We start from the raw sequence: 24896 nt of genomic DNA, 5'->3' as shown, positions 1-24896 counted from the left end.
ATCAAAATTGGTATATTTTACTGCGATGTTGCGCCAATCTCCATCATTCCTGTAATGAAGCCAGATGACTGGCCACATCTTCCTTGCTGAAACCAAGCGCGCTGGCAATACGATCCGCATGACTGATACGCGATACACCCGGGATCAGCCGGTGTGTTGGTTGATCCGAATCGAATTCAACCTGCAGATAATCTCCGATTTGTTCCTGCTGCAAACGTTCACACAATTCATGGTTATGCGTTACCAGGATAGTTGTTGCGCCCAGCTGATGAAATCCTTTCAGCACATATTCCGACAGCGTCATCTTCTCTTCGAATGTGGTGCCTTCTGCCAATTCATCAAGTACCACCAGAGAGCGTGACGTTGAACTGAAGAAAATTTCACGGGTTTGTTTCAATTCATGTGCAAAACGCCCCATGCTCTCCTCCAGCTGACCGGGATCCGGTACCTGATAAAAAATATGTTCCGCGGGGATTACCCGTGCCTGCGCAGCAGGAACATACGCTCCGGCTTGTGCCAACAGCTGAATCTGGACTACCGTTTTGCAGTAGGCGGTTTTTCCACCACTGTTTGGCCCTGTCACGATCAGCAGGCGTTTATCGTTATCCAGCGTAATATCGTTGGGCACGTAATCAGGACGCGCCCGCACCAGCAATGGATTTCTGGCAGCAGAAGCAACCAGGGCATGTCGTTCATTCATGTGAATCTCCGGCAGAACAGAATCTCCTGGTATGGAATGCCCATGCCGGCGCAGTGCCAGCAATTCATCGATCATGCCCAGCGCTTCGATTGCCCGAGCCAGATCTTCGCTATGCCGGAACAGTTTTTGCAGCGGATAGATGACCGAATCCCGGTCGGAGGCACTGACCGCCTGCAAAATGATCGGAATGATCGGAACAAGCAGGATCAGAACCCCGTAGCCAATATAGCTGGCACCCAGTTCGCTCAACGTACTCTCAAAGAAAAACAGTAATCCGGCCATAAAAATCAAAAAAAGACTGATAAACGGCCATTTGAATACGGAGGGGCGAAAACGTGGAACAGGCAGACGCGATTTCTCCGTCCGGGTCAGAAATTTCCCTTCCGAAACGTAGATGGGGCCGTGCATCAGCGAATACGTGTGTGTCCGGGCGAAGTCACGCAGTGCTTGCACCAGTGTACGCAGATAATCGCTGGTGGGTGTGGGAAGCGCTTCAGCCTGATCCACCATATCCACAACGAAACCGGTCCCGTCGATAAACTGACGATAGCCGTATCCACCAAATTCCAGCCTTTCCTTACCCGCTTTATCCCTAGGATCATCAGTCGTGAATCCTCCCGCAAATTCGCCGTAAAGCAGGTGATACAGTGAGGTTTCATCCAGCGCCATTCGCTTGATGTATTTCTCCAGGGCATCCAGCAGCTCCGGATTGGATTCCAGTTCACGCAACGCCTCCTGCTTGCTTTGCAATAACGCAGCATCGCTGACCGGGCGTGCAATTGAACGGTAAAGTACAGATTGCCCTACCCGAGTCTGTGCATGATTAATTTCGTCAAACAGAGCATCGGCTTCCACCGCGGCAAAAGTCTTGGCATCCAGTGCTCCATAATTCTCTGCAGTTGGTTGCGTATCCCGTATCTGCGCCTGATTTTTGCCGGATGACAAAATGAAGCTTCCACGCCAGACGGGGGTGATAACAGCTTGTGATATATCATTCATATTTTGTATATTGATACGTTGCAATTAGACTCGGTTCATGCAACTTTAGACGATTTTACTCTCTCATGCAGGGATTAATGATGATAAAACCATCTCCTGACTTTATTATCCAACGTTCAACCATTCATTTTTACGGGCAAGATCGTGCTGCGCAAGATTTTCAAAAAATATCTACCTTCTCACGAAAGTATTCAGCAGAGCCGTTTTGTGAAATTCTTTGGCACGCTGCTGCATCATCACAACCTCTGGCATCTCCATCGCCGTTCGGTTGCGGGAGGTGTAGCGGCCGGCCTGTTTGCCGGATTGATTCCCGGCAGCAATCCGGTGCAGTTCTTTTTTGCCACCTTGTTTTCCGTGATTTTCAAGGTCAATCTGCCTATCGCAGTATTTATGACATTGTATTCCAATCCCTTTACAATCATACCGCTTTATATGGCAGCGTATTTTCTGGGCAGCTGGATAACCGGCAGCACCGTGAGCAGCATAGATGATCTGCCCCCTCTGGAACTGCATCTGCTAGACAGAGATCTTTCCGAGTGGGGTCCCGTCCTGACAGATTATCTGGCAACATTCGGGGGGCCACTGATTATTGGTTTGTTTGCGCTAGCGTCTCTGTTATCTGTCAGTGGCTACTTTGCAGTGCGCGTATTCTGGCGCTATTACATCATTCATGCCTGGCACAAGCGCGCCAGACGCAACTCTAATAAATAATTTCTGACCTTTCATCCTCATGCCTGGAACACGTTCATCGCTTCGCACGGCAGGCATTCTTCTGCTGATTACCGTAGCCGGGTATCTTGCCTGGTATTTAACCCGAAGCCAGCCTCTGGAAGTGGAGCTGGCGACCGTCAGCCGCGGTGCTGTTGAAGCCACCGTGGTCAATACGCGCGCCGGCACGATCAAGGCGTGCCGGCGAGCCAAATTATCTCCCCAGGCAGGCGGCCAGGTCATCCGCATGGAAATCAGAGAAGGAGATCGGGTCAAGGAGGGACAGGTTCTGCTGGCGTTATGGAACGCTGATCTGCAGGCACAATATGATCTGGCCAGACAGCAATTGGCTACAGCGGAAAGTCGGCAGCAGGAATCCTGTATCCTGGCTGAGAATGCGCAACGTGAATATATCCGCACCCGGCAACTGGTTGAAAAAGGATTTGTCAGCGTACAGCGTGCCGATGATGCCAATGCCACCGCCAGAGCCAACCGGGCAGCCTGTACCGCTACTACCGCAGAAACCAGACGCGCCCGCGCACAAATTGCAGTCAGTCAGGCCAATCTGGATCGAACGCAGCTTATCGCTCCGTTTGATGGAGTCATTGCACAGATTACCGGAGAGCTGGGCGAATATGTCACACCCTCCCCGCCGGGAATTCCAACCCCGCCGGCAGTCGATCTGATTGATGATTCCTGTCTGTATGTCAGTGCACCGATGGATGAAGTCGATGCACCCAAAATTCGTGTGGGACAAACCGCACGCATCATGTTGGATGCCCTCCCCGGCCAGACTTTTGAAGGAAAAATACGCCGCATTGCACCTTATGTAACTGAAGTTGAGAAACAGGCGCGTACAGTGGATGTAGAAGCCGAATTCGTCAATCCTGATCAGGCGGCTCTGCTGGTGGGTTACAGCGCCGATATCGAAGCCATTATCGAGCATCGTGAAAATGTATTGCGCGTTCCCACCCAGGTCATTCGGCAGGATAACAAGGTATGGACGCTGGACAGGGAAAGTCAGCTTGAAGAACGCACTCTGAAAACCGGACTGGCCAACTGGGCCTACACCGAAATACTTGCGGGGCTGTCGGAAGGAGATCAGGTGCTGCTGTCCAGCGATAATGGAGAAATCACAGCCGGCACCCTCGTCACCCCCAAACCGCCGCAGCCATGATACAACTCTCCGGCATCACCCGCATTTTCCACATGGGTGATCAGGCGATCCATGCGCTCGATCACATTGATCTGACGATTGACTCCGGCGAATACATTTCCATCATGGGGCCCTCCGGATCGGGTAAATCAACGCTGCTGAATGTCATCGGACTGCTCGACCGGCCTGACAGCGGACATTACCTGCTGGATGATAAAGATGTCACTGCACTGTCGGAAACAGAACAAGCACAAGTGCGCAGGGAAAAAATCGGCTTTGTTTTCCAATCTTTCCATCTGATTCCTCGTCTGACTGCCGCAGAAAATATTGAAGTTCCCCTGATACTGACTGGCATGTCTCCGGCAGAACGTAAAGCGCGTATTGCGGAAACATTGCAGGCATTCAACCTGAGCGATCGCGCACATCACCGGCCGGCCGAACTGTCCGGCGGACAACGCCAGCGAGTTGCCATTGCGCGCGCAACTATCCTGCACCCCACTGCGTTGCTGGCGGATGAACCGACCGGCAACCTGGATCATCGCATCGGCTCGGAAGTCATGGTATTACTGGAAGCACTGAATCAAGCGGGCACCACGCTAATCGTGGTAACGCATGATCGCGAACTGGGGTTACGCGCCCGGCGCCGGATTGCCATGCGCGATGGTCGCATCGAAACCGACGAGCGATGAGTGATGAAATTCCAGGATCTGCTGCGCTTTTCCCTTAAAACCCTCACCAGCCACCCTGCCCGCTCGTTCCTGATCGTACTGGCCATGGCATTGGGTGTGGCTGCAGTCATCATGCTGACTGCATTGGGAGATGGCGCACGCCGGTATGTCGTCAATGAGTTTTCCTCGATCGGCACCAATCTGGTCATTGTCATGCCTGGCCGCGCCGAAACGGCCGGCAGTTTTCCGGGTGCGGTCATGGGTCAGACACCCAGAGATCTGACACTGGATGACGCACACTGGGTGGGAAGACTGCCGCAAGTCAGTCGTTACGCGCCCCTGAATGTCGGTGTAGCTGAGCTTTCTGCTGCGGGCAAACTGCGGGAAGTTACCCTGATGGGAACCACGGCTGATATTTTTCCGATTCGCCACATGAAACTTGCTCTGGGCAAGTTTCTTTCTAGCAGCAGTGAAAGCAGTGCTCAGATTGTATTAGGTGCAAAGATCGCACAGGAATTTTTCCCGGATGGCAATGCACTGGGGCAGCGTGTTCGCCTGAGTGACCGACGCTTTCTGGTCACCGGCGTGATGGCCGTGCAAGGCGAATCCATGGGATACAACTCGGACGAACTGGTCATTATTCCAATCCAGCATGCCCAGACATTGCTCAACACCACCTCGCTGTTCCGGCTGCTGGTCGAAATCCGCTATCACGATGAGATCGACAGCGCTCGGGAAGCGATCCGTCAAACACTCATCCAGCGTCATGATGGCGAGGACGATGTCACCGTGATCGCCCACGACGCCGTGCTGGCCACATTTGAACGCATCCTGCGCGCATTGACACTGGGAGTTGCCGGCATCGCCATCATCAGCCTCGCTGTTGCCGGCATTCTGGTGATGAACGTCATGCTGGTATCGGTCAGTCAGCGCACGGCGGAAATCGGCCTGCTCAAGGCAATCGGCGCTCCAGCCGCCATCATTCGCTATATTTTTCTGGCTGAAGCCATCTGGCTCTCCCTGGCCGGTGCACTGGGCGGATTCATACTGGGACAGGCGGGCAGCTGGGCGCTGCGTCTGGCATATCCACAGTTACCCGCCTGGCCCCCTCTTTGGGCCAATTTTGCCGGGATTGCTGTTGCGCTACTGGCCGGTATTCTGGCGGGATTATTGCCAGCAGTCCGCGCAGCGAAGCTGGATCCAGTCAATGCACTCGGCAAGCGATGAGCCCAGAAACCGTGATCGGCGAATATGCACTACTCTAATATGCTGTTGGGCTACCAGTGATTTTCTGATCTGTTCCATCTGTACAGCGCTGCCGCAAAGATATTATAGACAGCGCGACACGCATGCCGGATGCCGGGCTGGCCCAGCACGGCTGATTTCCAGGCTTCGCCGGGCGAATTTCGCCAAATCACGAGAAAGGCATCAAAACCCGTCCAGACATTACCGTTCTCATCAACCACATGCAGACGTTCCCGGACGAATTCGAGATCAGGACCGGAGTCGATTTCAGCAACGAGACCGTTGTTCTTGTGTACATCGTTCCACTGGATCGCGCAGTTGCTGCCTTTCTTCATCTGACGCTCAATCCCGGCCTTGCATACCGGACAGGCGGAGTTGTAATAAACCTTTATTTCCGGCTTGACGGGCATGCAAGAACGGCAATCCAGGCAGGCATGCCAAGTCCCCGGCCTGAGCCTGAGTATCGCACCCTGTATTCCTCTCCGCACAATCCGGAAAAAGCAGTGGATGGATTTTGCGTCACTGTAAAATTTTGCTCAAAACTCCCGAATACATTCAATTCCTTTCTCCTGATGCATTCATTATTCAAAGAAATGAAGTGACTGGATTGCTTCGTCAGTAATGACATGCAGGCAAACTGCAGACAGTATGAATAATACGGCAAGATGAAGCCGACGAGGCCAGTTTTGACCTGGAAATGGAATAATGTGCGCTATCTTTACAGAGCAGAATAACGAAACGCACAAAAAAAGCGCCGGTTTCCCGGCGCCTGAGTGTTTGTTTCTTTTATGATTATTAGTTGTCCGTTTCGATCAGACCTGTTTGCGGCGGCGGCTCAGGCCCAATCCCAGCAGGCCAGCGCCAAACAACAACAGGCTGGTGGGCTCAGGAATCTCCTTAGGATCAGTAATACCGCCTCTATAATTCCCAAAGGCAAATCCGCTTGTACTCTCTCCTGGTCCTGGGGTAAGACTTTGCAAGTGCGCGCCTAATTGTCCCTGGCCAAGAACCGTATCATTAGAGATTGCATTGGAGGCATTCAGAAACATGTCTTCGGTGAACAAACCGCCAGCGCCAGTATATGTAGCTGTAAAGCTTAGAGGCTGCATATTGGTAACATTTTCTACGTTTCCTGTCGATTTACTCGCTGCAAATAAGAAATCAGCACTTCCCGATCCAGCTGCGTTGCTGCCGGATGTCACTGCCCATCCTGTTGGATCAAAGCCACTAAAGCTATAGTCAGCATATGACCCGGTCAGATTAAAGTAAAACGCACCCAGCTTGATATTTGGGTGTGCTGTCGAATTAATATCAATTAACCAGGAAGTTTGATTGGAGGTAGTATCGCCAGTAATTGTGACATCTACAATCAGGTTATCGGGATTTCCCGGGCGCGGATCACCCGTCAGCTGTGACGTGATGGTGAAAGGCGTTGCGTACGCCGTATTGGCCAGCAGCAGGGCTGAGCCAATCAGTGTGGCCAAACTCGTGCCAAAATAGTTTGTATTCATGGAAAATTTTCCTTGTATATTATTGAAATTATTTCAACTAACATAATGCACAAAGCATGCCAAAAATATAATTTATTGTTTTGATTGGCTTTTACAATTATTTTATTTTGTGAATGTAAATTTCACCGACAAAAAACGCCCTGCGGAAACAGGGCGTTTGAGGAGAGAGATGAAAAATGCGCGGCTAGTTTTGGACAATGGCTGTTACGCTGGCGATATCTCCACTGGCATTGAGTACTTCTGCGGTTACGGCGATATTGCTGCCAAGCGGCTGAATTTCCCAGGAATTCCAGCGATAATTTAATGATTTATTGTCAACGGTGGCGATGAGGTTGCCATTGATTCTCAAGTTGATTTTCCTGGCGTTGTTGTCGGCAGCTACCCTGATATTTTCATAACGACTGACTTTCTGGCCATCCTTAAGGTTGAATCGCCTAATTTTCGTCAGCGGCTCGGTAGTGGTGATGTCGGAATTTTTTACAGTGACTGTTACCGGGGAAGAGGCGCCCTGGTTGCCGGCAGCATCAAAGGCATACGCAACCAGTGTATAACTGCCATTGGCCACGGTGGTAGTGTCCCAGGCGAAGGCAAAAGGTGGTTGGGTGTCTTCGATGGCTTTGCGGTCGTTGATATACAGATCGACACGCACCACACCTTTGTTGTCAGAATAATTGACATCTACCGGTACGTTACCCGAGGCAGTGCCGCCCGTGGGGGAAGCAATACTGATGGCCGGAGCGATTTGGTCCGCGCTCAGACGGGTGTGAGCGGCGTTAACAGCATTGGCGGCATTGATGCGGCCGTTGCCAAAGATTTGATCAAATCCGGGATCACCGAGATCTTCCGAGGCGGTGACCAGTATCTGGTCAATATCCGCCGGAGCGAGATCCGGGTTGATGGAAAACAGCAGCGCGGTGGTGGCAGCCACAATCGGGCTGGAGAAAGAAGTACCGGAAACATAGGCATATCCACCACCTCTGGTAGTGGTGTAAATACTGACGCCGGGTGCTGCCACGTCCACATAAGGACCGTAACTGGACCAGCTGGCACGGGCATCGTTGCGATCCGTAGCGGAGGCGACGACGATGGCTTCGCTGGGCGGAAAGCTGTTCAGCGTACCGGAGTTGCCGGCGGACATGACGACGACCCCCCCCTTGCTGCGCATGTAGTTGGCGGCGGATTGCACCGTAATACTATCCACGCCGCCGTAACTGAGATTGGCCACTTTGGCGCCGTTATCCGCCGCCCAGTAAATACCTCTGGCTATGTCGCTCAAATAGGCGCGGCCATCAGGCATGGAAATACGTACCGGCAGGATGCGCGCATTCCAGGCAACTCCGACACTGCCAGTGCCATTATTGGCAGCCGCAGCGGCTGCGCCGGCTACTTTGGTGCCATGACCATAAACATCGCTGGTATCTTCGTTATTGCTGTAAATATTCCATCCCGGAATCATGTTGGCGGCAAGATCCGGGTGTGTGCTATCCACACCGGTATCCAGGATGGCAATGGTAACGCCATCACCAGTGGCCAGATCCCAGGCGGTGGGTGCCTGAATTTTGGGGAGCGCCCAGCTGTTGTTGAAGGCGGGGTCAGTGACAGTTTGCGCCGGTTCAACCAGCCTATCCAGCTCAGCCGCTTTGAAACGACGATCTCTCTTGAGTTTTTCCAGCACCTTGACTTCATCCACGCCATCGGACAGTTCATAAACCTGTGCATTCAGTCCGGCGAGTTTGTGTCTGGATTTCACGCCATACAGTTTGAGAGATTTATCAAATTCCTTTGCGGTTAATCCGGCGCGCGGAATAACTAACAAACGACCTTTTGCCCAGCGGGAAGCAGCAGCAGTCGCTTTACTGACAAATTTCACTTTGGCCGCTGCAAACTTCTCTTTGGCTGCTGTCCAGATTTCCTTGTCCGGGGTGGCGTAAACGCTGCCGGAGAAAGCAATCAAGAGAATCAACAGAAAAGAAAAGCTGAAAAAACGATAAAAAATGATGGCATGGCCATTGTGAAAAGCGCTGAAAAACGGCAAGCGGGTCACTTTTGCATTTGACATGCGTGGCTCCTTGTAGAGATGGATTACAAAAACCGACTCTGTAGCACGCATACCGGATTGAACAATGGTTGCAAACTTCGGCAGCCCCGCTTTCCCGAGATCAATCAGGATCGGTGACTTTGCGCCCCAGCCTTACGACTGGTTAGCCTTTGTCGGTTACAGCATGTTGCTGGCGTGAGTACGGCAGGAGGACTGGAAATCTTTACTGCATGATTAGAAATTGAATCTAATATATTGATATCATGATGAAAAATTGCGTTGCAGTAATGTGACAAGTAACTTTGGCAGATGGACGGCTTGCTGCCAGCCACAAAATAGTGTGGAATACGCCGCATGACAAACGAACAGAAATATAACATCAAGGTGGAAGTACGCACGACGTATTTGCCGGATCAGTCTGATCCAGAGGCAGAACAGCATGTGTTCGCCTACACTATTACCATCCACAATATCGGCAGCGTGGCTGCGCAACTGATGAGTCGCCACTGGATTATCAACAACGGAGAAGGAGAGGTGCGCGAGGTGCGTGGCCTGGGTGTGGTGGGCGAGCAACCCTTGCTCAAGCCGGGTAGTAGCTTTGAATACACCAGTGGCACTGCTATTTCATCCATGGCAGGCACAATGAAGGGTTCCTACCAGATGGTGGCGGAAGACGGTCTCCATTTTTCGGCGGATATTCCGGAATTCATTCTGAGCGTGCCGCGCGTGCTGCACTGATTGGCAAGTGTGAAGCCCCACGGTACCCTTTATCTGATCCCGACGCCCCTGGGTGAAAGCGATCTCGTTCAAATACTGCCGACAGAAGTGATACAGCGCGTGAATTTGCTGGATCAGTTCATTGTTGAGCATCCGAAAACGGCTCGCCATTTTCTCAAATTGATCAACCCGCAGCGGGCAGTGCAAACACTCAAGCTGGAAGTGTTGGATGAACACACCCCGGCTGGCGAACTGGAAGCGTTGCTGGTGCCTCTGCTGGCCGGGGAGGATGTGGGTTTGTTATCCGAGGCGGGCTGCCCGGCGGTTGCTGACCCTGGCGGAGCGCTTGTGCGGCTGGCGCATCGCAGGCAAATCCGAGTGGTGCCGTTTGTTGGCCCTTCTTCCATTCTGCTGGCATTGATGGCCTCTGGATTGAACGGCCAGCGATTTCGTTTTCATGGCTATCTGCCAGTTGCCCGGGATTCGCGTAATCGCAAGATTCTCGAACTGGAAAGAAGCGCCATTGCGGCAGATGAAACCCAGATTTTTATTGAGACGCCTTACCGTAACCTGAAATTGCTGGAGGCGCTGGCGCAGCAATGCCACACGCAAACGGATTTATGTGTGGCCTGCAACCTGACACAGAGCAATGAGCTGGTTCTGACCCGGACAATAGGCGAGTGGCGATCCGGCAACTGGCCGGATATGCAAAAAAAACCAACGGTATTTTTACTACACGGGTAAAAGCGGACGGGCACCATGTTGAAACACAAGCCCACCATCCGCAGTTTTACCAAACGACATGCAATGACATCATACCCTCGCCGTTACCCTATGCTTGAATTCCCGATTAGTAAATAATATGGTGCACATGGCACATCTACGGTTTTTGCAGAGGCTCCTTAAAAGAATCGGGTTACATGGTCGCATCAGTCACATACAATGACCCCTTTCATCCAACTTCCCATAAGGACTTTTCCGTCATGAAAACACGCGCAGCAGTCGCTTGGCAGGCCGGCCAGCCACTTACCATTGAAGAAGTCGATCTCGCCGGCCCCCGCGCAGGCGAAGTGCTGGTTGAAATCAAAGCGACGGGGATTTGTCATACTGATTATTACACGCTGTCCGGCGCGGATCCGGAAGGGCTGTTCCCAGCCATCCTCGGCCATGAAGGTGCCGGTATCGTGGTTGAAACCGGTGCGGGCGTCAAATCGCTCCGTCCGGGTGACCACGTTATTCCCCTATATACGCCGGAATGTCGGGCCTGCAAATACTGCCTCTCGCGTAAAACCAATCTGTGCCAGGCGATTCGCACAACACAGGGACGCGGCCTGATGCCGGACGGGACCTCGCGCTTCTCGCTCAACGGCAAACCAATTATGCACTATATGGGGACCTCGACTTTTTCCAATTACATTGTTGTTCCTGAAATTGCTTTGGCAAAGATTCGTGAAGATGCACCTTTTGATAAAGCCTGTTATATCGGCTGTGGTGTGACTACCGGCATTGGTGCAGTACTGTTTACTGCCAAAGTAGAAGTCGGAGCGAACGTCGCTGTATTCGGACTGGGTGGAATCGGTCTGAACGTGATTCAGGGTGCACGCATGGCGGGTGCTGACAAAATCATCGGTATTGACATCAATCCCGAGCGGGAAGCATTGGGTCGCCAGTTCGGCATGACGCATTTCATTCATCCGGGCCAGGTGGAAAACACAATTGACGCGGTGATACAACTGACTGACGGTGGTGCAGATTACAGTTTTGAATGCATCGGCAACACCACGGTCATGCGCCAGGCGCTGGAATGTACGCACAAGGGCTGGGGGCGCAGCATCATCATCGGCGTGGCAGAAGCCGGCGCCGAGATCAGTACCCGTCCGTTCCAGCTCGTTACCGGCAGAAAATGGGAAGGCTCTGCCTTTGGTGGCGCACGCGGCCGCTCGGATGTGCCGCGCATTGTCGATTGGTACATGGATGGCAAAATCAGCATCGACCCGTTGATCACACACACATTGAAGCTGGAAGACATCAACGAAGGCTTCAAATTGATGGAAGCTGGCGAATCGATTCGATCGGTAATTGTTTACTGACTTATGACAATTAAACTGGAAACTCGCAGTCAACACCGCTGTTTCGGTGGCATTCAGAGCTATTATCAGCACCATTCCGAGATTATCGGCCTGCCCATGCGCTTCTCGGTGTACACCCCCCCCGAAGCGGGTGAGCAACGTTTGCCCGTGCTGTTTTTTCTGGCCGGGCTGACCTGTACGGAAGAGACTTTCATGATCAAGGCGGGGGCACAACGTTATGCTGCCGAACTCGGACTGGTGCTGGTCAGTATGGATACCAGTCCGCGCAATACGGGCATTCCGGGTGAAGCGGACGATTGGGAATTTGGATCAGGCGCTGGATTCTATCTCGATGCCACGGAAGCGCCCTGGTCCAGATATTTTCGTATGGAAAGCTATATAACGAGAGAGCTGCACGACATCATCCTGAATCGGTTCCCGGTGGATCCGGAGCGTGTCGGTATTTCAGGGCACTCAATGGGAGGACATGGCGCGCTCACCCTGGCGCTGCGGCATCCCGGACTATACCGGTCAGTTTCTGCTTTTGCACCCATCGCAGCACCCACCCATTGTCTTTGGGGGCAAAAGGCCTTTAGCCACTATCTGGGAGAATCGCCGGAAAACTGGCGTAAACACGATGCCACCGCCTTGATTGAAGCAGGCCATCGGCTGTTGTCAATACCATTCATTGACCAGGGGTTGGATGACCCTTTTCTTGCCGAACAACTGCATCCCAGCTATTTTGAAGCAGCCTGCCAGCACGCCGGGCAACCTGTCATCCTGCGGCGCCATGCAGGGTATGATCACAGCTATTTCTTTATCAGCACCTTCATTGAGGATCATCTGCGACACCATCACAGTCAGCTTACAATAGACCACCGCTAAGGAACCTCTGATTAAATCCCACATGGAGAACTTGATCAGAGGTTCTCTTGCAACAGCTGCCATTCCCATAGCGAAGACATTTTTCGGATAATCAAACAACCACGACTTCCGGTAATGGAAAACCGTTAAAATTGCTGGCGTATGAAGTTGTGTATGCGCCGGCATTGGGAATAAAGATGAAATCATCTTCCTGCACATTTTCAGGCAGCATTTCATCGTGCATCAATACATCAACAGAATCACAAGTAGGCCCGGCAACTGACCAGGGAACCAAAGAACCAGTACGTTGTGTCAGGACTTCGTAACGCAGCCCTTCACTCACCTCGATAATGCCACCAAAAATTCCAGCATCCCAGTACATCCAGCGTTTGCCATTGCGCGTTGCAGTACCAACCACGCGACACACAAAACACGCTGAATCGGATACCAGATAACGCCCGGGTTCCGCCATGATCCGAATATCTTCCGGCAAATCGGCAATGGCCTCGTTAATCACCTCGGCAATGATTTCAATGGATGGAATCGGTTTGACGTAACGTACCGGGTAGCCCCCTCCCAGATTCAGCAACCGCGGGTTAAGACCCGCTTCGCGCATGCTGGCAAACACGGTTTTGGCACGCTCGATCCCAACCCGCCAGTTTTGCGGATTGCGGCATTGAGAACCCACATGAAAAGTAACACCGGCCAGATCCGCACCCAACTTCACAGCTTCATCAATAATTTCGCGCACATCCGCCAGATGTGTTCCGAATTTTCCTGCCAGTGGCCAGTCACTTCCGATGTTAGGCGTATCGATTCGCAGATACAGCTTGGCATCCGGTTTGATGCCAACAATCTTGCGCAGCTCTTCAACGCTGTCCAGCACGTACCATTCCACACCTTTCGCAGCAGCGTACTTGATATAGGCGCTCGACTTCATCGGATTGCTGTAAAAGATTTCGACAGCCGGCACACCGAGACTCATCAAAAGATCAAGCTCGGCAATAGATGCAATTTCAAAACCCACACCTTCTTCAATCAATGTCTTCAATACACGCGGATCAGGATTGGCTTTGGCTGCGTAATGCGGGTGTACGCGCGGCATGGCTGCCTTGAAGCGTCGGGCCTTGTTGCGAATGATGGCGGTATCCACCATTAAAAAAGGCTTCAGATAGCCTTGCTTTAATCTGGCTTTCACCAGGGAGAGATCGATACTAACCTCGGGATGAGTATCGAAAATAGTGTTTTCTGCTTGCTGCTGTATGGCTGCGGATCGTTTTTTCATAAGAGTTTCTCCTGGGATCGCTACGTTTCGGGAATGTGAATTTGAATCCAATCAGTTGGAACAAACGGATTTATCTTGCTTTTCATGATGACCTCCTTATGGGGCTACTGAAATTTCTAAAGGGACGCATTATAGGCTTGATTTTTTCAGAATCAAGTATTTTTTTGCATTATTTTTCTCAAAATTAATGATTTAAAATCATAATGTTACAAGACAAAATCATTTCTATTGTGTTTGAAAGTTACTTTAAGGAACCTCTAATCAAGTCCTCTATGGCTGCACATTGTGTTCTGTAGATGGAATGCAAGTGAGCGAAGCAGTGAATGGTTGACCCTTTCACAACGAGTTCAACGCTGCGGCCTGTCTGCAAAACTGAGGTGTGGCAAAACCACCTGCGTTGCCATTTTTGCGTTAAAAATCAGCTCAGAATGCTCACTTATTACATATAAACTTCGTCATTTCGTCGATTTCTGCCTTGAGCTGACTATCTCGCTGACGTTTTCAGAGACTCCTTAGCAAATTAGACAAGAAAATCCGGATAATATTCTCATGGGATATCTCCGGAAATCTGGTTATACGGGATGAGGTGCACGCTGCATGGCGCATAATAACAAGATATATCAAATAGATAGTTGGGGACGAAAATACTCTTGACACAAATCGCTTGCACATGATGCAGCGCAAGACTAACATTTTGAACAGCCAGCTCTGCAAAAGAACCGGCATACCCAAACAAACTGAAAGGAGATCGTGATGATGAAAAAAATTACCAGCGCTGCCATCCTCACCGCAGCGATGCTTTTTTCGTTCAATAACGCTTTTGCTTTTGCTAGCGACGAAGGATTGCCAGCAGATCAGGTCATTTCTGCGATTCAGGCAGCTGTTGCCGCAAATCCCGGAAACATCCACGAAGTTGAAGTTGAACAAAAACGGGGAAAACTGATTGTTGAGGTCAAAATCATCAATGCTGATGGCAAGAAAATTAAAGTAAAAATCGATCCGGCAGAAAATGCAGTCATACCGTAAATAATCTTGTGTTGAATTTTATGCATCTTGTGCAATACGCTGCCTGGTGGCACCATACCGTCTTTTATCCGAAACCGGAAAATCAGCGACGGGTAAATCATTGCATATAGAAACCTGAATGGCATCTGCTCCATCTTTAACAGCACAACGCTCCGGAATTCCACGCGTGGGATTTGTATCACTGGGTTGTCCCAAAGCCACCGTGGATTCCGAGCGTATCCTGACCTGTCTGCGGGCCGAAGGTTACCTGATTTCACCCAGCTACGCTGATGCCGATCTGGTTGTCGTCAACACCTGTGGTTTCATTGACAGTGCCGTGGCGGAATCGCTGGAAACTATTGGTGAAGCACTGGCAGAAAATGGCAAGGTGATCGTGACCGGTTGCCTGGGCGCAAAAGAAGAGGTGATCCGGCAGGTACATCCCAGCGTACTGGCGGTGACCGGTCCGCAGGCAACCGAAGAAGTAATGCAAGCCATCCATCATCATCTGCCTAAGCCACATGATCCCCATCTTGATCTGATCCCACCCCAGGGAATCAAGCTGACGCCAAAGCACTATGCCTACCTCAAAATCTCTGAAGGCTGTAATCATCGCTGCACGTTCTGCATCATCCCCAGCATGCGTGGAGATCTGGTCAGCCGGCCAGTGGGAGGTGTGCTGCAGGAGGCACAAAGCCTGGCTGATGCCGGCGTCAAGGAGCTATTGATCATCTCGCAGGATACCAGCGCCTACGGGGTAGATATCAAATACCGCACCGGCTTCTGGCAAGGCAGACCCATCCGCACCCGCATCACCGAACTGGCACATGCGCTGGGAGAATTGGGAATCTGGATCCGTCTGCATTATGTCTATCCTTATCCACATGTCGATGAGCTGATTCCACTGATGGCGGAAGGCAAGCTCCTGCCCTATCTGGATATTCCTTTTCAGCATGGCAATGAACGAATACTCAAGCTGATGAAGCGCCCGGCCAACAGTGAAAATGTACTGGCACGCATTAGACAATGGCGCAACATCTGCCCGGATCTGGCATTGCGCAGTACCTTTATCGTCGGTTTTCCGGGTGAAACAGAACAGGAGTTCGAGGAACTGTTGGCCTTTCTGGAAGAAGCACAGCTCGATCGAGTCGGTGCATTTGCTTATTCACCGGTCCAGGGGGCTGCTGCCAATGCTCTGCCTGATCCTGTCCCGCCGGATGTACAGCAGGAGCGACTGGAAAGATTAATGCAATGGCAGGAAATTATCAGCCAAAAACGTCTGGCTGCTAAACAAGGAAAAGTACTACGGGTGCTGGTAGATACGGTGGATAAAAATGGCGCCGTCGCCAGAAGCTATGCCGATGCGCCGGAAATAGACGGTGTCGTTTACATCGACGATGCTACCACCCTCAAACCGGGTGACTGGGCAGATGTGCGCATTACCGATACGGATATTCACGACCTGTGGGCAGAGAAAATCTGAAGCTCATTATCACCTGAATCCGGCAATTGGTCGCTTCCAGCCGTCCCCCAAGCCCACCTGAACATTGATTTCCCCATTTTGGTCGGGCACATCCCTGCTCTGCTAAATTTTGCATAGATCCATTATCCATGCCACAATAAAAAAGACATCCGGCTGGAAACAGCGCTTTACGATGATTTCATCCCTGTTTTCCACAGATGCTGAACTTTCCGGAAAGCTGTTCAAGATCTCAATCAAGAGCAGTCATGCAAGACAAAATTGAACGAGAGAGCGGAATATGCCTAAAGCATGCGAACGAGCTTCCGAATTCGATTTAACGCCACAACACACACTGCAGCGGGGTATCGCACAGATTCCAAGACAAGCAACATATCTGCAACACGCCGGAAAATGACCGGCGACCACTGACAGGAGCCTCAACAGAATATGCCTGCCGATCACGACAATACATCTGCAAAGAACGTCATTCTGTTTGGCGAAGTACTGGCAGATATTTTTCCCGATGGCCCGGTAATGGGAGGAGCGCCCTTCAATGTGGGCTATCATCTGCGAGCTTTCGGCCTGTATCCCATCCTGGTGACACGCACAGGCACCGATCCCCTTCGCGAGAAGCTGATCAAGCTGATGCAGGATGCCGGAATGTCTGTAGCCGGTGTCCAGTGTGATTCACACTACCCCACCGGACAAGTTCAGGTCAAACCCGGTGAAGACGGCCATATATTCGAAATCCTGGCAGACCAGGCTTACGATTTTATTGATCTGCATGCTGCTGGTGATATCGCTTCGACCGTTAAACCTGAGCTGGTGTATTTCGGAACGTTAGCGCAACGCAACCCGGTATCCGGCGCGGCGCTGGAAGAAATCCTGCGACGCACCCTGCAAACGCCCCACCTGCTCGATATCAATTTAAGAAAACCCTGGTATCGCCTGGAAACCATACAGTATTCACTGACCCAGGCAGATTACGTGAAGGTCAATGAAGACGAACTGATCGAATTATCCGACTTGCTGGCTCTGCAAACCTTGAGCGCTCGCGACACTGCATTACGCCTGATAGAAAACTTCCGGTTAAAAGCCTTGCTGGTGACGCGCGGAGGCGATGGCGCATGGCTGCTTGACCAGGCTGACAATCGTACTGAAATAGCCGGTATCACCCATGTATCGGTCATCGACACCGTTGGCGCAGGAGACGGATTCTGCGCAGTTTTCATTCTCGGACTGCTGCTCGGCTGGCCAAACGCATTGACATTGGAACGCGCAAACCGGTTTGCCGCTGCCTTGTGCGGGATACGTGGCGCCACCCCGGAAACAGCGGGATTCTATGATATTTTTCTCAAAGACTGGAACTTGCCATGATGATAAAACGATGTTAGGTCAGAAACTTTACATTCTGATGATCAGTGCACATGGCTTGATACGTGGTCATGATATGGAACTGGGGCGGGATGCGGATACCGGTGGACAGATTACCTATGTTGTCGAACTGGCACGCGCACTGGGGCGCAATGGCAAGATAGCTCAGGTCGATCTGCTGACACGCCAGATTGAGGACTCAAAAGTCTCTCCCGACTATGCAGCTGGCATCGAAGCGCTCGGACCAAAGGCACGCATCATCCGGTTACCTTTCGGCCCCCGCAAATATCTGCGCAAGGAATCATTGTGGCCATATCTGGATCAGATGGTGGATCGCTGCCTGCATTATCTGCGCCAACAGGGACACCTGCCCGACTTGATTCATACACATTATGCGGATGCTGGCTACATAGGCCTGCACCTATCCAACCTACTGGGCATTCCGCAAATACATACCGGCCATTCGCTTGGCCGCCCCAAACGGGAGCGTCTACTCGCAGCCGGACGCAAGGAGCAAGCAATTGAACGACAATTCAACCTCTCCCGGCGCATTGCGGCCGAAGAAGAAGTACTGGTTCACGCTTCACTGATCGTCACCAGCACTTCTCAGGAAATCGAGGATCAGTACGGAATGTATGAAAATACCGATCCTCGCCGCTGCCGGGTCATCCCGCCAGGAACTGACACCTCACGCTTCTCGCCACCCGGGCGTAAACACATTGATTCAGCCATACAGGCAGGCGTAGACCGGTTTCTCAGCAATCCCCGGAAACCGGTCATCCTGGCTATTTGTCGTCCGGACACGCGCAAAAACCTCGATGGGCTAATCGAGGCATACGGCTCGGATCAATCATTGCAGAACATTGCCAATCTGGTGATCATTGCCGGTTCCCGTGAAAACATTCGGATGATGGAAACATCTCAGCGCGAGGTCATGACGCATCTGTTGCTCGATATTGATCTTTATGATTTATGGGGCATGGTGGCAATCCCCAAACATTTCACGACAGAAGACATCCCCGAGATCTATCGTCTGGCTGTCCGGAGCCGTGGTGTCTTTATCAACCCCGCCCTGACCGAGCCCTTCGGACTGACCCTGATTGAAGCTGCAGCCAGTGGCCTGCCCATCATTGCGCCGGAAGATGGCGGCCCGCGTGACATCATCGCCAATTGCCGCAACGGACTGCTCGTAAATACACTCAACCATACAGATATCGCCAATGCACTGAAAGAAGCGCTATCCGACAAAAAACGCTGGCGCGACTGGTCCAAAAACGGTGTCACCAACGTCAGACGTCACTACACCTGGGATGCTCATGTCACAAAATATATAAAGGAAGTCAATAAATTGCTGCGCAAAGATCGCAAACGTCTGCGCCGCCAGCTTGCGGCCACACTACATGCCGATCGGGCTCCTATTCCATTAACAAGAAAAATGCTCATCAGTGATATTGACAACACTCTACTCGGTGATGAACAGGGATTGGCAGAGCTGTTGCGATGGCTGCGGGCACATGCCAACACCGTCTCATTTGGGATTGCTACCGGAAGATCAGTGGAAAGTGCAGTAAAAATTCTCAAAAAATGGCATGTACCCATGCCCGATATCCTGATCACCTCGGTTGGCAGTGAAATTAACTACTGGCCATCCCTGCGACCGGATCAAGGCTGGAGTAACCACATCCGCCATCAATGGCGACGGGAAGCACTGGCTGAAGCACTACAGGAAATTCCGGGATTAACGCTTCAACCCCGGGAAAACCAGCGCGAATTCAAACTGAGTTATCTGACTACCCCCGAACACATGCCTCCACTTGAACAACTGTACCAACATCTGCACCAGCTAAATCTACATGCCAAACTGATCCATTCACACGAAACATTCCTGGATGTATTGCCGACACGCGCTTCCAAAGGCCTGGCAGTACGTTATCTGGCCTATAAATGGGGATTGTCGCTACAGAATTTTCTGATCGCCGGAGATTCTGGTAACGATGAAGAAATGCTGGTGGGCGATACGCTGGGAGTGGTAGTAGGAAACCATAGCCCGGAATTGGAATCGCTACGCGGACTGGAGCAAATATACTTTGCGAACAACACTTATGCCCGTGGAATCCTCGAGGGACTGAAGCATTACAATTTTGCACAATAAGGATTTTGCCATGATCACGACTGAGAACCTTGCCATTTGTACCCAGCAGAACAGAGATGCTGTTTATACATTACTGCGCCGCTATTTCTCAATGGATCGTCCTCTACTTCTGCAATCCGACCTGCGATACGAATTATTGGAAATGGAAAAAGATTGTGGCCAGATTGATACACTCAACAAATTTATATTCCGCCTGCAAGAAGGTGTCTTCAATTCTCCCTGGGCCTATCTGGCATTACGTCCCGATATTGCCAAACTGGAATTCGTACGTATCCATCAGGAACACCTGATCCCGGAAAAGATCACAGTTAGCGAATTTCTCGGATTCAAGGAAGCAATTATCAAAGGTGAAACCACTGAACCTGTTCTGGAAGTCGATTTCGGCCCATTTAACCGGGGATTTCCCAAACTGAAGGAATCCCGTTCAATCGGGCAGGGAATGATCTTTCTCAACCGCCAGCTATCCAGTGAAATGTTTGCCCGCATCGAAACAGGCAATACCGGATTGCTGCATTTTCTGGGAGTTCATGCCATCGATGGACAACAATTAATGTTCAGCAGCAATTCGCTCAGTATCATCCCCCTGCGCAGCCAGCTGCGACAGGCACTGGAAATACTGGAAACAGTGGATGACGAAACACCCTGGAGTGAACTTGCACCTAAAATGAGCAGGCTCGGATTTGCGCCAGGCTGGGGATATAACGCTGCCCGGGTGGCTGAAACCATGAACATGCTGATGGATATTCTGGAAGCACCTTCCCCTTCTGCACTCGAAGCGTTTCTGGCACGTATCCCCATGATCTCCCGCCTGCTGATTCTTTCCCCCCATGGTTATTTCGGCCAGGATAATGTGCTCGGACTGCCTGATACTGGCGGCCAGGTTGTCTATATTCTTGATCAGGTACGCGCACTGGAACAGGAAATGCGCGATCGTTTACAACTGCAAGGCGTACAGGTCGAACCCCAGATACTGATTGTCACCCGTTTGATTCCTGACGCGGGTGACACCGCTTGTAATCAGCGACTGGAAAAGGTCAACGGCTGTACCAATACCTGGATTCTGCGCATTCCATTTCGCAAACAAAACGGAGAGGTTATTCCACACTGGATCTCACGCTTTGAGATATGGCCTCATCTCGAAACCTTTGCGCTGGATGTTGAACGGGAAGCACTGGCGGAACTGGGCGGACGCCCCGATCTCATCATCGGAAATTACTCGGATGGCAATCTGGTCGCCACCCTGCTCAGCAGAAAACTGGGCGTTACACAGTGCAACATCGCACACGCACTTGAGAAAACCAAGTATCTGCACTCGGACATTTACTGGCAGGAAAATGAAGATAAATACCATTTTTCCTGCCAGTACACCGCAGATTTGCTGGCCATGAATGCTGCTGACTTTATTGTGACAAGCACCTATCAGGAAATCACCGGAACACGAGAAGCAGAAGGTCAGTACGAAAGCTACCGGGCTTTTTCCATGCCTGGTCTTTATCGGGTCATTAACGGAATTGACTTGTTCGATCCAAAATTCAATATCGTTTCTCCGGGTGCCGATGCAGAAGTCTATTTTCCCTATACTGATCAATCCAGACGTCTGCACAGCCTGATCCCGGAAATTGAATCCCTGCTCTTTGACGATGCCGCAAACCTTTCGGCCCGAGGCGCATTGCAGGATCCGGACAAGCCCCTGATCTTCACCATGGCGCGCCTGGACCACATCAAAAACATCACCGGCCTGGTGGAATTGTACGGCGCTTCGCCACGCTTACGCTCACTTGCCAACCTGGTAGTCGTGGGAGGAAAAACAGATCCGCAACACTCATCCGATCATGAAGAACAGGCACAGATACACCGGATGCATCAATTGATGGATGAATATCAGCTCGACCCACAGGTTCGCTGGCTGGGCGTGCGTCTCGACAAAAATCTGGCGGGAGAACTGTACCGCTACATTGCTGACAAGCGCGGAGTATTCGTACAACCCGCCTTGTTCGAGGCATTCGGCCTGACTATCATCGAAGCCATGGCATCCGGCTTACCGACCTTCGCTACCCGCTATGGTGGTCCGCTGGAAATCATCCAGCACCATCGTTCCGGTTTTCATATCAACCCCAATCAGAGTGAAGAAACTGCCGATCTGATTGCAGATTTTCTCGAAAAAAGCCAGGAAAATCCAGCGGAATGGGAACGCCTTTCACAAGGCGCGCTAGACCGCGTTGCCAGCCGTTACACCTGGAAACTCTACGCGGAACGCATGATGACGTTATCACGCATATACAGTTTCTGGAAATTTGCCAGCGGACTTGAGCGAGAAGAAACCGATCGCTACCTCAACATGTTCTACCACCTGCAGTTCCGGCCACTGGCAAACAAACTGAACGGACATGTCTGATCAGAACATCCAGGGGAATATCTGGATTAACAATCATTCCCCCATTAGATTGCTCAATATGAACTACACCTGCAAGTTATTGCAGCACATTTTTTCGCAGATGCAGATATTCTCTTCTCTATCAGAGAGAAATATCTATTAACACAGAGGATCGACGTTGAGATAGCCATAAGGATGGCGCTAGCCGAGCCTATATGCTCGCGTCAGCTTTCTCCTTCGGTAATCCGCCCGCAAAAGCGGAGCATTCGGAAGTAGAATTTTCTTATTGAGGAGATCTACAAGATGAAGCGGTCGAGATTCACGGATAGTCAGATCATGGAAGCGCTCAAGCGGGTGGATGTGGTCCTACAATTACGAGCGTCCAAATATGGCATTGGGCGGAATCACCCCAAAACAGCAGCTGGCCATGGCTGCATAGCGTTGCTACTTCTGAGTGCTGTTAAAAATGGGGGATTACCGAGGTATATATGAATTACGAAGACCGTGATACTTATGGTATTTACAAAAATAATAATCAAGGACCCGGACCCAGATTAATGGGAGCTGATACCCTGATTGGAAATGAAGTCTGTAACAATGCAGAAGAAAATCTGGGTAAAATCAAAGAAATCATGCTTGATACAGCTGACGGTGACGTTCGCTACGCTGTATTGTCCTTTGGCGGCTTACTGGGAATAGGCGAAAAGCTTTTTGCCATCCCCTGGAAGGCGTTAACGCTCGATACAACAAATAAGCGCTTCATACTTAACGCGGATAAAGAACGTTTGAAAAACGCACCCGGATTCGATAAAGATGATTGGCCAGACATGGCAGACAAAGCCTGGGAGAGTAATATCCATTCTTACTATGGAGTTGGATCGTAAAAAACAGCTGGATCAGATCCAATTTCAATTTAAACTGTCACTGCCGTCCCGCTGAGCAAGGAAGACTATCCGCTGTACACAAAACCAACCCCTGTTTCGGGGTTCAAGGTGAATGCAATCAGTCAACAAACTCAGATATATCTGGTTGTAGTCAGTATCATGTTCACTGATGGACTGGCCTGCCTTACTGCGGTGACGGTAGTGAACTCGACAATCTCAAGACCAGGTTAAACAGATTAAGCAGAAGCTACCATGCCATCAGCTTCTAAAAATCATTTATTTCGATCTGCGCACACTCCATACTCAGTTGCGCATGGCTGCAGTCGGATAAGACCCATAACTTTTGTGGGTGATCCGGCTGGCAGAGATTGCTTAATCAGAAACATTTTTCAAAAAGGAGAAATATCATGATAATGTCTCGTGTAATTGCAACCATGATTATTGCCAGTACTTCCATAGTAATGGTTTCCAGCTGTTCAGTCGCACGGCATCAAGAGTCTATGGGCGAATACGTAGACGGGTCGGTTATCACCACAGAGGTTAAAGCCAAATTGGCAAATGATTCCGAAACCTCCGCGGCTAATATCAACGTCAAAACTATAGAAGGCGGTGAAGTGCAACTGTCTGGATTTACCAACTCACAAGCGGAAAAAAACCGCGCAGCTGAGCTGGCCCGTTCTGTCAAAGGCGTCACCAAAGTCCATAACGATCTGATCGTAAAGTAAAGCCTTGATGAACGTATAAATCAACCGGTAAGGCAATGACGCCAGAGCAGCAATGAATTCAGGAGTTGGAAGAGCGATGCTGGCGCCTGAAAATAGAGAAAGCCATACTAAAAAGCTACCGCTCTCTTGATGTCGGACGCCTGGAAACGTACGTGACAGGCGAGCTGGGCTTGGTCTGCAAGCAGCCAGGTTTCCATACGTACAAGCGGACAACTGTGGGGCGGCTGAATATTCTCAACCAACTGGATCGCAAGTTTGATGTGGAACAGCCCGATCGGGGCTGGTATGGTGACATCATCTACATCTGGATGGGCAGCGCTGGAGCCATCTGACGGTAGTGCTGGACCTGTACGCCCGTCACGCGGTCGGCTGGGCCGTGTCTGAGACTGCAGATGCAGATCTGGTCGTCCGCATGCCTGGGAGCAGCGTGGACGCCCTGAAGGGATCATATTCCATTCGGATCAGGGCTCGCAGTATGTGAGTCGCAAGTTCCGGCAGCGGCTCTGGCGTTATCGCATGGTGCAGAGCATGAGCCGCTGAGGTAATCGCTGGGACAATGCGCCGATGGAGCGGCTGTTTCGCAGCTTGAAAACAGAGTGGGTACCGTCAATGGGCTACCACAGTCTCGCGGCTGCCCGGAAGGATATCGGCAGCTATCTGATGGGGTATTACAATCAGCAGCGGCCCCATTCCTTTAATGGCGGACTCGCTCCGACAGTGGCAGAAGAGAAACTTAAAACCGTGTCCGGAATTAGTTGACCACTACACAACCTGTCTTCAGTATTTCCCTGAAGACAGGTTTAAATTACTTACTGTTTCCTCAATCTGAGAGAAGTAACCCATTCTGATTACTTCCTGGTCACACTTTTTAGCAATCTCCCACGACCGTTGATCGACAAATTGGTTCAGCAGGCTCTACATCATTAAGACGTAAAGCCTGAAAAATACACCCGCGGAGTC

At 51.0% G+C, this 24896-nt stretch carries 20 protein-coding genes, 1 pseudogene and 1 riboswitch; of the genes and pseudogenes, 16 read left to right on the top strand and 5 right to left on the bottom strand.

All coding sequences use genetic code 11. The annotated features are described in order from the left end of the window. Positions 1-43: 43 nt before the first annotated feature. A complete protein-coding gene (locus ABO04_RS07960; protein ID WP_160810140.1) occupies positions 44-1699 on the bottom strand; it encodes a DNA mismatch repair protein MutS in 1656 nt (551 codons plus the stop codon). Between the two features lie 144 nt (positions 1700-1843). On the opposite strand from ABO04_RS07960, the gene ABO04_RS07955 reads away from it, so the two are divergent. The 4 genes from ABO04_RS07955 to ABO04_RS07940 are packed head-to-tail and all read left to right on the top strand — an operon-like array spanning position 1844 to position 5458. Then, positions 1844-2410 (top strand): DUF2062 domain-containing protein, encoded by a 567-nt coding sequence (locus ABO04_RS07955; RefSeq protein WP_160810139.1) that lies wholly within the window; start codon positions 1844-1846, stop codon positions 2408-2410. Between the two features lie 19 nt (positions 2411-2429). After that, positions 2430-3584, top strand: coding sequence for an efflux RND transporter periplasmic adaptor subunit (locus tag ABO04_RS07950; protein WP_160810138.1), 1155 nt, complete (start codon positions 2430-2432; stop codon positions 3582-3584). Next, positions 3581-4252, top strand: a complete 672-nt coding sequence (locus ABO04_RS07945) for an ABC transporter ATP-binding protein (protein ID WP_160810137.1) — start codon at positions 3581-3583, stop codon at positions 4250-4252. The genes ABO04_RS07950 and ABO04_RS07945 overlap by 4 nt, the downstream gene beginning before the upstream one ends. Before the next feature lie 3 nt (positions 4253-4255). Continuing rightward, on the top strand, positions 4256-5458 hold the full coding sequence (locus ABO04_RS07940; protein ID WP_160810136.1) for an ABC transporter permease: 1203 nt from the start codon (positions 4256-4258) through the stop codon (positions 5456-5458). A gap of 50 nt (positions 5459-5508) precedes the next feature. Here ABO04_RS07940 and ABO04_RS07935 read toward each other — a convergent pair whose 3' ends face one another. The 3 genes from ABO04_RS07935 to ABO04_RS07925 form a co-directional block, all read right to left on the bottom strand. Beyond that, positions 5509-5886: a DUF393 domain-containing protein gene (locus ABO04_RS07935; RefSeq protein WP_160810135.1), complete on the bottom strand. Its 378-nt coding sequence runs from the start codon at positions 5884-5886 to the stop codon at positions 5509-5511. A 402-nt stretch (positions 5887-6288) separates the two neighbouring features. Beyond that, positions 6289-6987: a PEP-CTERM sorting domain-containing protein gene (locus tag ABO04_RS07930; RefSeq protein ID WP_160810134.1), complete on the bottom strand. Its 699-nt coding sequence runs from the start codon at positions 6985-6987 to the stop codon at positions 6289-6291. A gap of 184 nt (positions 6988-7171) precedes the next feature. Next, the gene (locus ABO04_RS07925) at positions 7172-9046 is read right to left on the bottom strand and encodes a S8 family serine peptidase (protein WP_160810133.1); all 1875 of its coding nucleotides are present in this window, start codon (positions 9044-9046) and stop codon (positions 7172-7174) included. A gap of 76 nt (positions 9047-9122) precedes the next feature. Continuing rightward, positions 9123-9204: riboswitch (cyclic di-GMP riboswitch) on the bottom strand. A gap of 175 nt (positions 9205-9379) precedes the next feature. On the opposite strand from ABO04_RS07925, the gene apaG reads away from it, so the two are divergent. The 4 genes from apaG (at position 9380) to fghA (ending at position 12696) form a co-directional block, all read left to right on the top strand. Beyond that, on the top strand, positions 9380-9763 hold the full coding sequence (gene apaG / locus ABO04_RS07920; RefSeq protein WP_160810132.1) for a Co2+/Mg2+ efflux protein ApaG: 384 nt from the start codon (positions 9380-9382) through the stop codon (positions 9761-9763). Between the two features lie 9 nt (positions 9764-9772). After that, entirely contained in the window at positions 9773-10486 is a 714-nt protein-coding gene (locus ABO04_RS07915; protein WP_160810131.1) for an SAM-dependent methyltransferase, read from the top strand. A 239-nt stretch (positions 10487-10725) separates the two neighbouring features. Continuing rightward, complete coding sequence (locus tag ABO04_RS07910) at positions 10726-11832, top strand: S-(hydroxymethyl)glutathione dehydrogenase/class III alcohol dehydrogenase (protein ID WP_160810130.1); 1107 nt, start codon at positions 10726-10728, stop codon at positions 11830-11832. Between the two features lie 3 nt (positions 11833-11835). After that, positions 11836-12696, top strand: coding sequence for an S-formylglutathione hydrolase (gene fghA / locus ABO04_RS07905; RefSeq protein WP_160810129.1), 861 nt, complete (start codon positions 11836-11838; stop codon positions 12694-12696). A 91-nt stretch (positions 12697-12787) separates the two neighbouring features. Here the strand turns inward: fghA and ABO04_RS07900 are convergent, their stop codons facing one another. Continuing rightward, entirely contained in the window at positions 12788-13960 is a 1173-nt protein-coding gene (locus ABO04_RS07900; RefSeq protein ID WP_160810128.1) for a type III PLP-dependent enzyme, read from the bottom strand. Positions 13961-14713: 753 nt separating this feature from the next. On the opposite strand from ABO04_RS07900, the gene ABO04_RS07895 reads away from it, so the two are divergent. From ABO04_RS07895 to ABO04_RS12120, 8 genes and pseudogenes are all read left to right on the top strand, one after another. Beyond that, on the top strand, positions 14714-14986 hold the full coding sequence (locus ABO04_RS07895) for a PepSY domain-containing protein (protein WP_240141478.1): 273 nt from the start codon (positions 14714-14716) through the stop codon (positions 14984-14986). A 118-nt stretch (positions 14987-15104) separates the two neighbouring features. After that, positions 15105-16448 (top strand): 30S ribosomal protein S12 methylthiotransferase RimO, encoded by a 1344-nt coding sequence (gene rimO / locus ABO04_RS07890; RefSeq protein WP_160810127.1) that lies wholly within the window; start codon positions 15105-15107, stop codon positions 16446-16448. Positions 16449-16874: 426 nt separating this feature from the next. Continuing rightward, a complete protein-coding gene (locus ABO04_RS07885; RefSeq protein ID WP_160810126.1) occupies positions 16875-17804 on the top strand; it encodes a carbohydrate kinase in 930 nt (309 codons plus the stop codon). A 10-nt stretch (positions 17805-17814) separates the two neighbouring features. Next, on the top strand, positions 17815-19953 hold the full coding sequence (locus tag ABO04_RS07880; RefSeq protein WP_160810125.1) for an HAD-IIB family hydrolase: 2139 nt from the start codon (positions 17815-17817) through the stop codon (positions 19951-19953). 10 nt (positions 19954-19963) lie between these two features. Beyond that, on the top strand, positions 19964-22348 hold the full coding sequence (locus ABO04_RS07875; RefSeq protein ID WP_160810124.1) for a sucrose synthase: 2385 nt from the start codon (positions 19964-19966) through the stop codon (positions 22346-22348). A 467-nt stretch (positions 22349-22815) separates the two neighbouring features. Then, positions 22816-23211 (top strand): PRC-barrel domain-containing protein, encoded by a 396-nt coding sequence (locus ABO04_RS07865; RefSeq protein ID WP_160810123.1) that lies wholly within the window; start codon positions 22816-22818, stop codon positions 23209-23211. Positions 23212-23624: 413 nt separating this feature from the next. Then, positions 23625-23936: a BON domain-containing protein gene (locus ABO04_RS07860; protein WP_240141477.1), complete on the top strand. Its 312-nt coding sequence runs from the start codon at positions 23625-23627 to the stop codon at positions 23934-23936. Positions 23937-23965: 29 nt separating this feature from the next. Then, positions 23966-24695, top strand: a pseudogene (locus ABO04_RS12120) (IS3 family transposase); the annotation flags it as partial. Positions 24696-24896: the final 201 nt, after the last annotated feature.

The sequence above is a fragment of the Nitrosomonas sp. HPC101 genome (assembly GCF_009833125.1).
In the GTDB taxonomy this organism is placed as follows: domain Bacteria; phylum Pseudomonadota; class Gammaproteobacteria; order Burkholderiales; family Nitrosomonadaceae; genus Nitrosomonas.
The sequence above is the reverse complement of the archived record's forward strand: the minus strand, read 5'-3'. Positions and strand labels throughout refer to the sequence as shown.

Excerpts from the sequence above, each read along its gene's own strand:
- fghA (WP_160810129.1), top strand. The coding sequence starts at position 11,836 with ATGACAATTAAACTGGAAACTCGCAGTCAACACCGCTGTTTCGGTGGC.
- ABO04_RS07935 (WP_160810135.1), bottom strand. The coding sequence starts at position 5,886 with ATGCCCGTCAAGCCGGAAATAAAGGTTTATTACAACTCCGCCTGTCCG.
- ABO04_RS07860 (WP_240141477.1), top strand. The coding sequence starts at position 23,625 with ATGTCTCGTGTAATTGCAACCATGATTATTGCCAGTACTTCCATAGTA.
- ABO04_RS07950 (WP_160810138.1), top strand. The coding sequence starts at position 2,430 with ATGCCTGGAACACGTTCATCGCTTCGCACGGCAGGCATTCTTCTGCTG.
- rimO (WP_160810127.1), top strand. The coding sequence starts at position 15,105 with ATGGCATCTGCTCCATCTTTAACAGCACAACGCTCCGGAATTCCACGC.
- ABO04_RS07900 (WP_160810128.1), bottom strand. The coding sequence starts at position 13,960 with ATGAAAAAACGATCCGCAGCCATACAGCAGCAAGCAGAAAACACTATT.
- ABO04_RS07930 (WP_160810134.1), bottom strand. The coding sequence starts at position 6,987 with ATGAATACAAACTATTTTGGCACGAGTTTGGCCACACTGATTGGCTCA.
- apaG (WP_160810132.1), top strand. The coding sequence starts at position 9,380 with ATGACAAACGAACAGAAATATAACATCAAGGTGGAAGTACGCACGACG.
- ABO04_RS07865 (WP_160810123.1), top strand. The coding sequence starts at position 22,816 with ATGAATTACGAAGACCGTGATACTTATGGTATTTACAAAAATAATAAT.
- ABO04_RS07875 (WP_160810124.1), top strand. The coding sequence starts at position 19,964 with ATGATCACGACTGAGAACCTTGCCATTTGTACCCAGCAGAACAGAGAT.
- ABO04_RS07910 (WP_160810130.1), top strand. The coding sequence starts at position 10,726 with ATGAAAACACGCGCAGCAGTCGCTTGGCAGGCCGGCCAGCCACTTACC.
- ABO04_RS07885 (WP_160810126.1), top strand. The coding sequence starts at position 16,875 with ATGCCTGCCGATCACGACAATACATCTGCAAAGAACGTCATTCTGTTT.
- ABO04_RS07960 (WP_160810140.1), bottom strand. The coding sequence starts at position 1,699 with ATGAATGATATATCACAAGCTGTTATCACCCCCGTCTGGCGTGGAAGC.
- ABO04_RS07880 (WP_160810125.1), top strand. The coding sequence starts at position 17,815 with ATGTTAGGTCAGAAACTTTACATTCTGATGATCAGTGCACATGGCTTG.
- ABO04_RS07895 (WP_240141478.1), top strand. The coding sequence starts at position 14,714 with ATGATGAAAAAAATTACCAGCGCTGCCATCCTCACCGCAGCGATGCTT.
- ABO04_RS07945 (WP_160810137.1), top strand. The coding sequence starts at position 3,581 with ATGATACAACTCTCCGGCATCACCCGCATTTTCCACATGGGTGATCAG.
- ABO04_RS07925 (WP_160810133.1), bottom strand. The coding sequence starts at position 9,046 with ATGTCAAATGCAAAAGTGACCCGCTTGCCGTTTTTCAGCGCTTTTCAC.
- ABO04_RS07940 (WP_160810136.1), top strand. The coding sequence starts at position 4,256 with ATGAAATTCCAGGATCTGCTGCGCTTTTCCCTTAAAACCCTCACCAGC.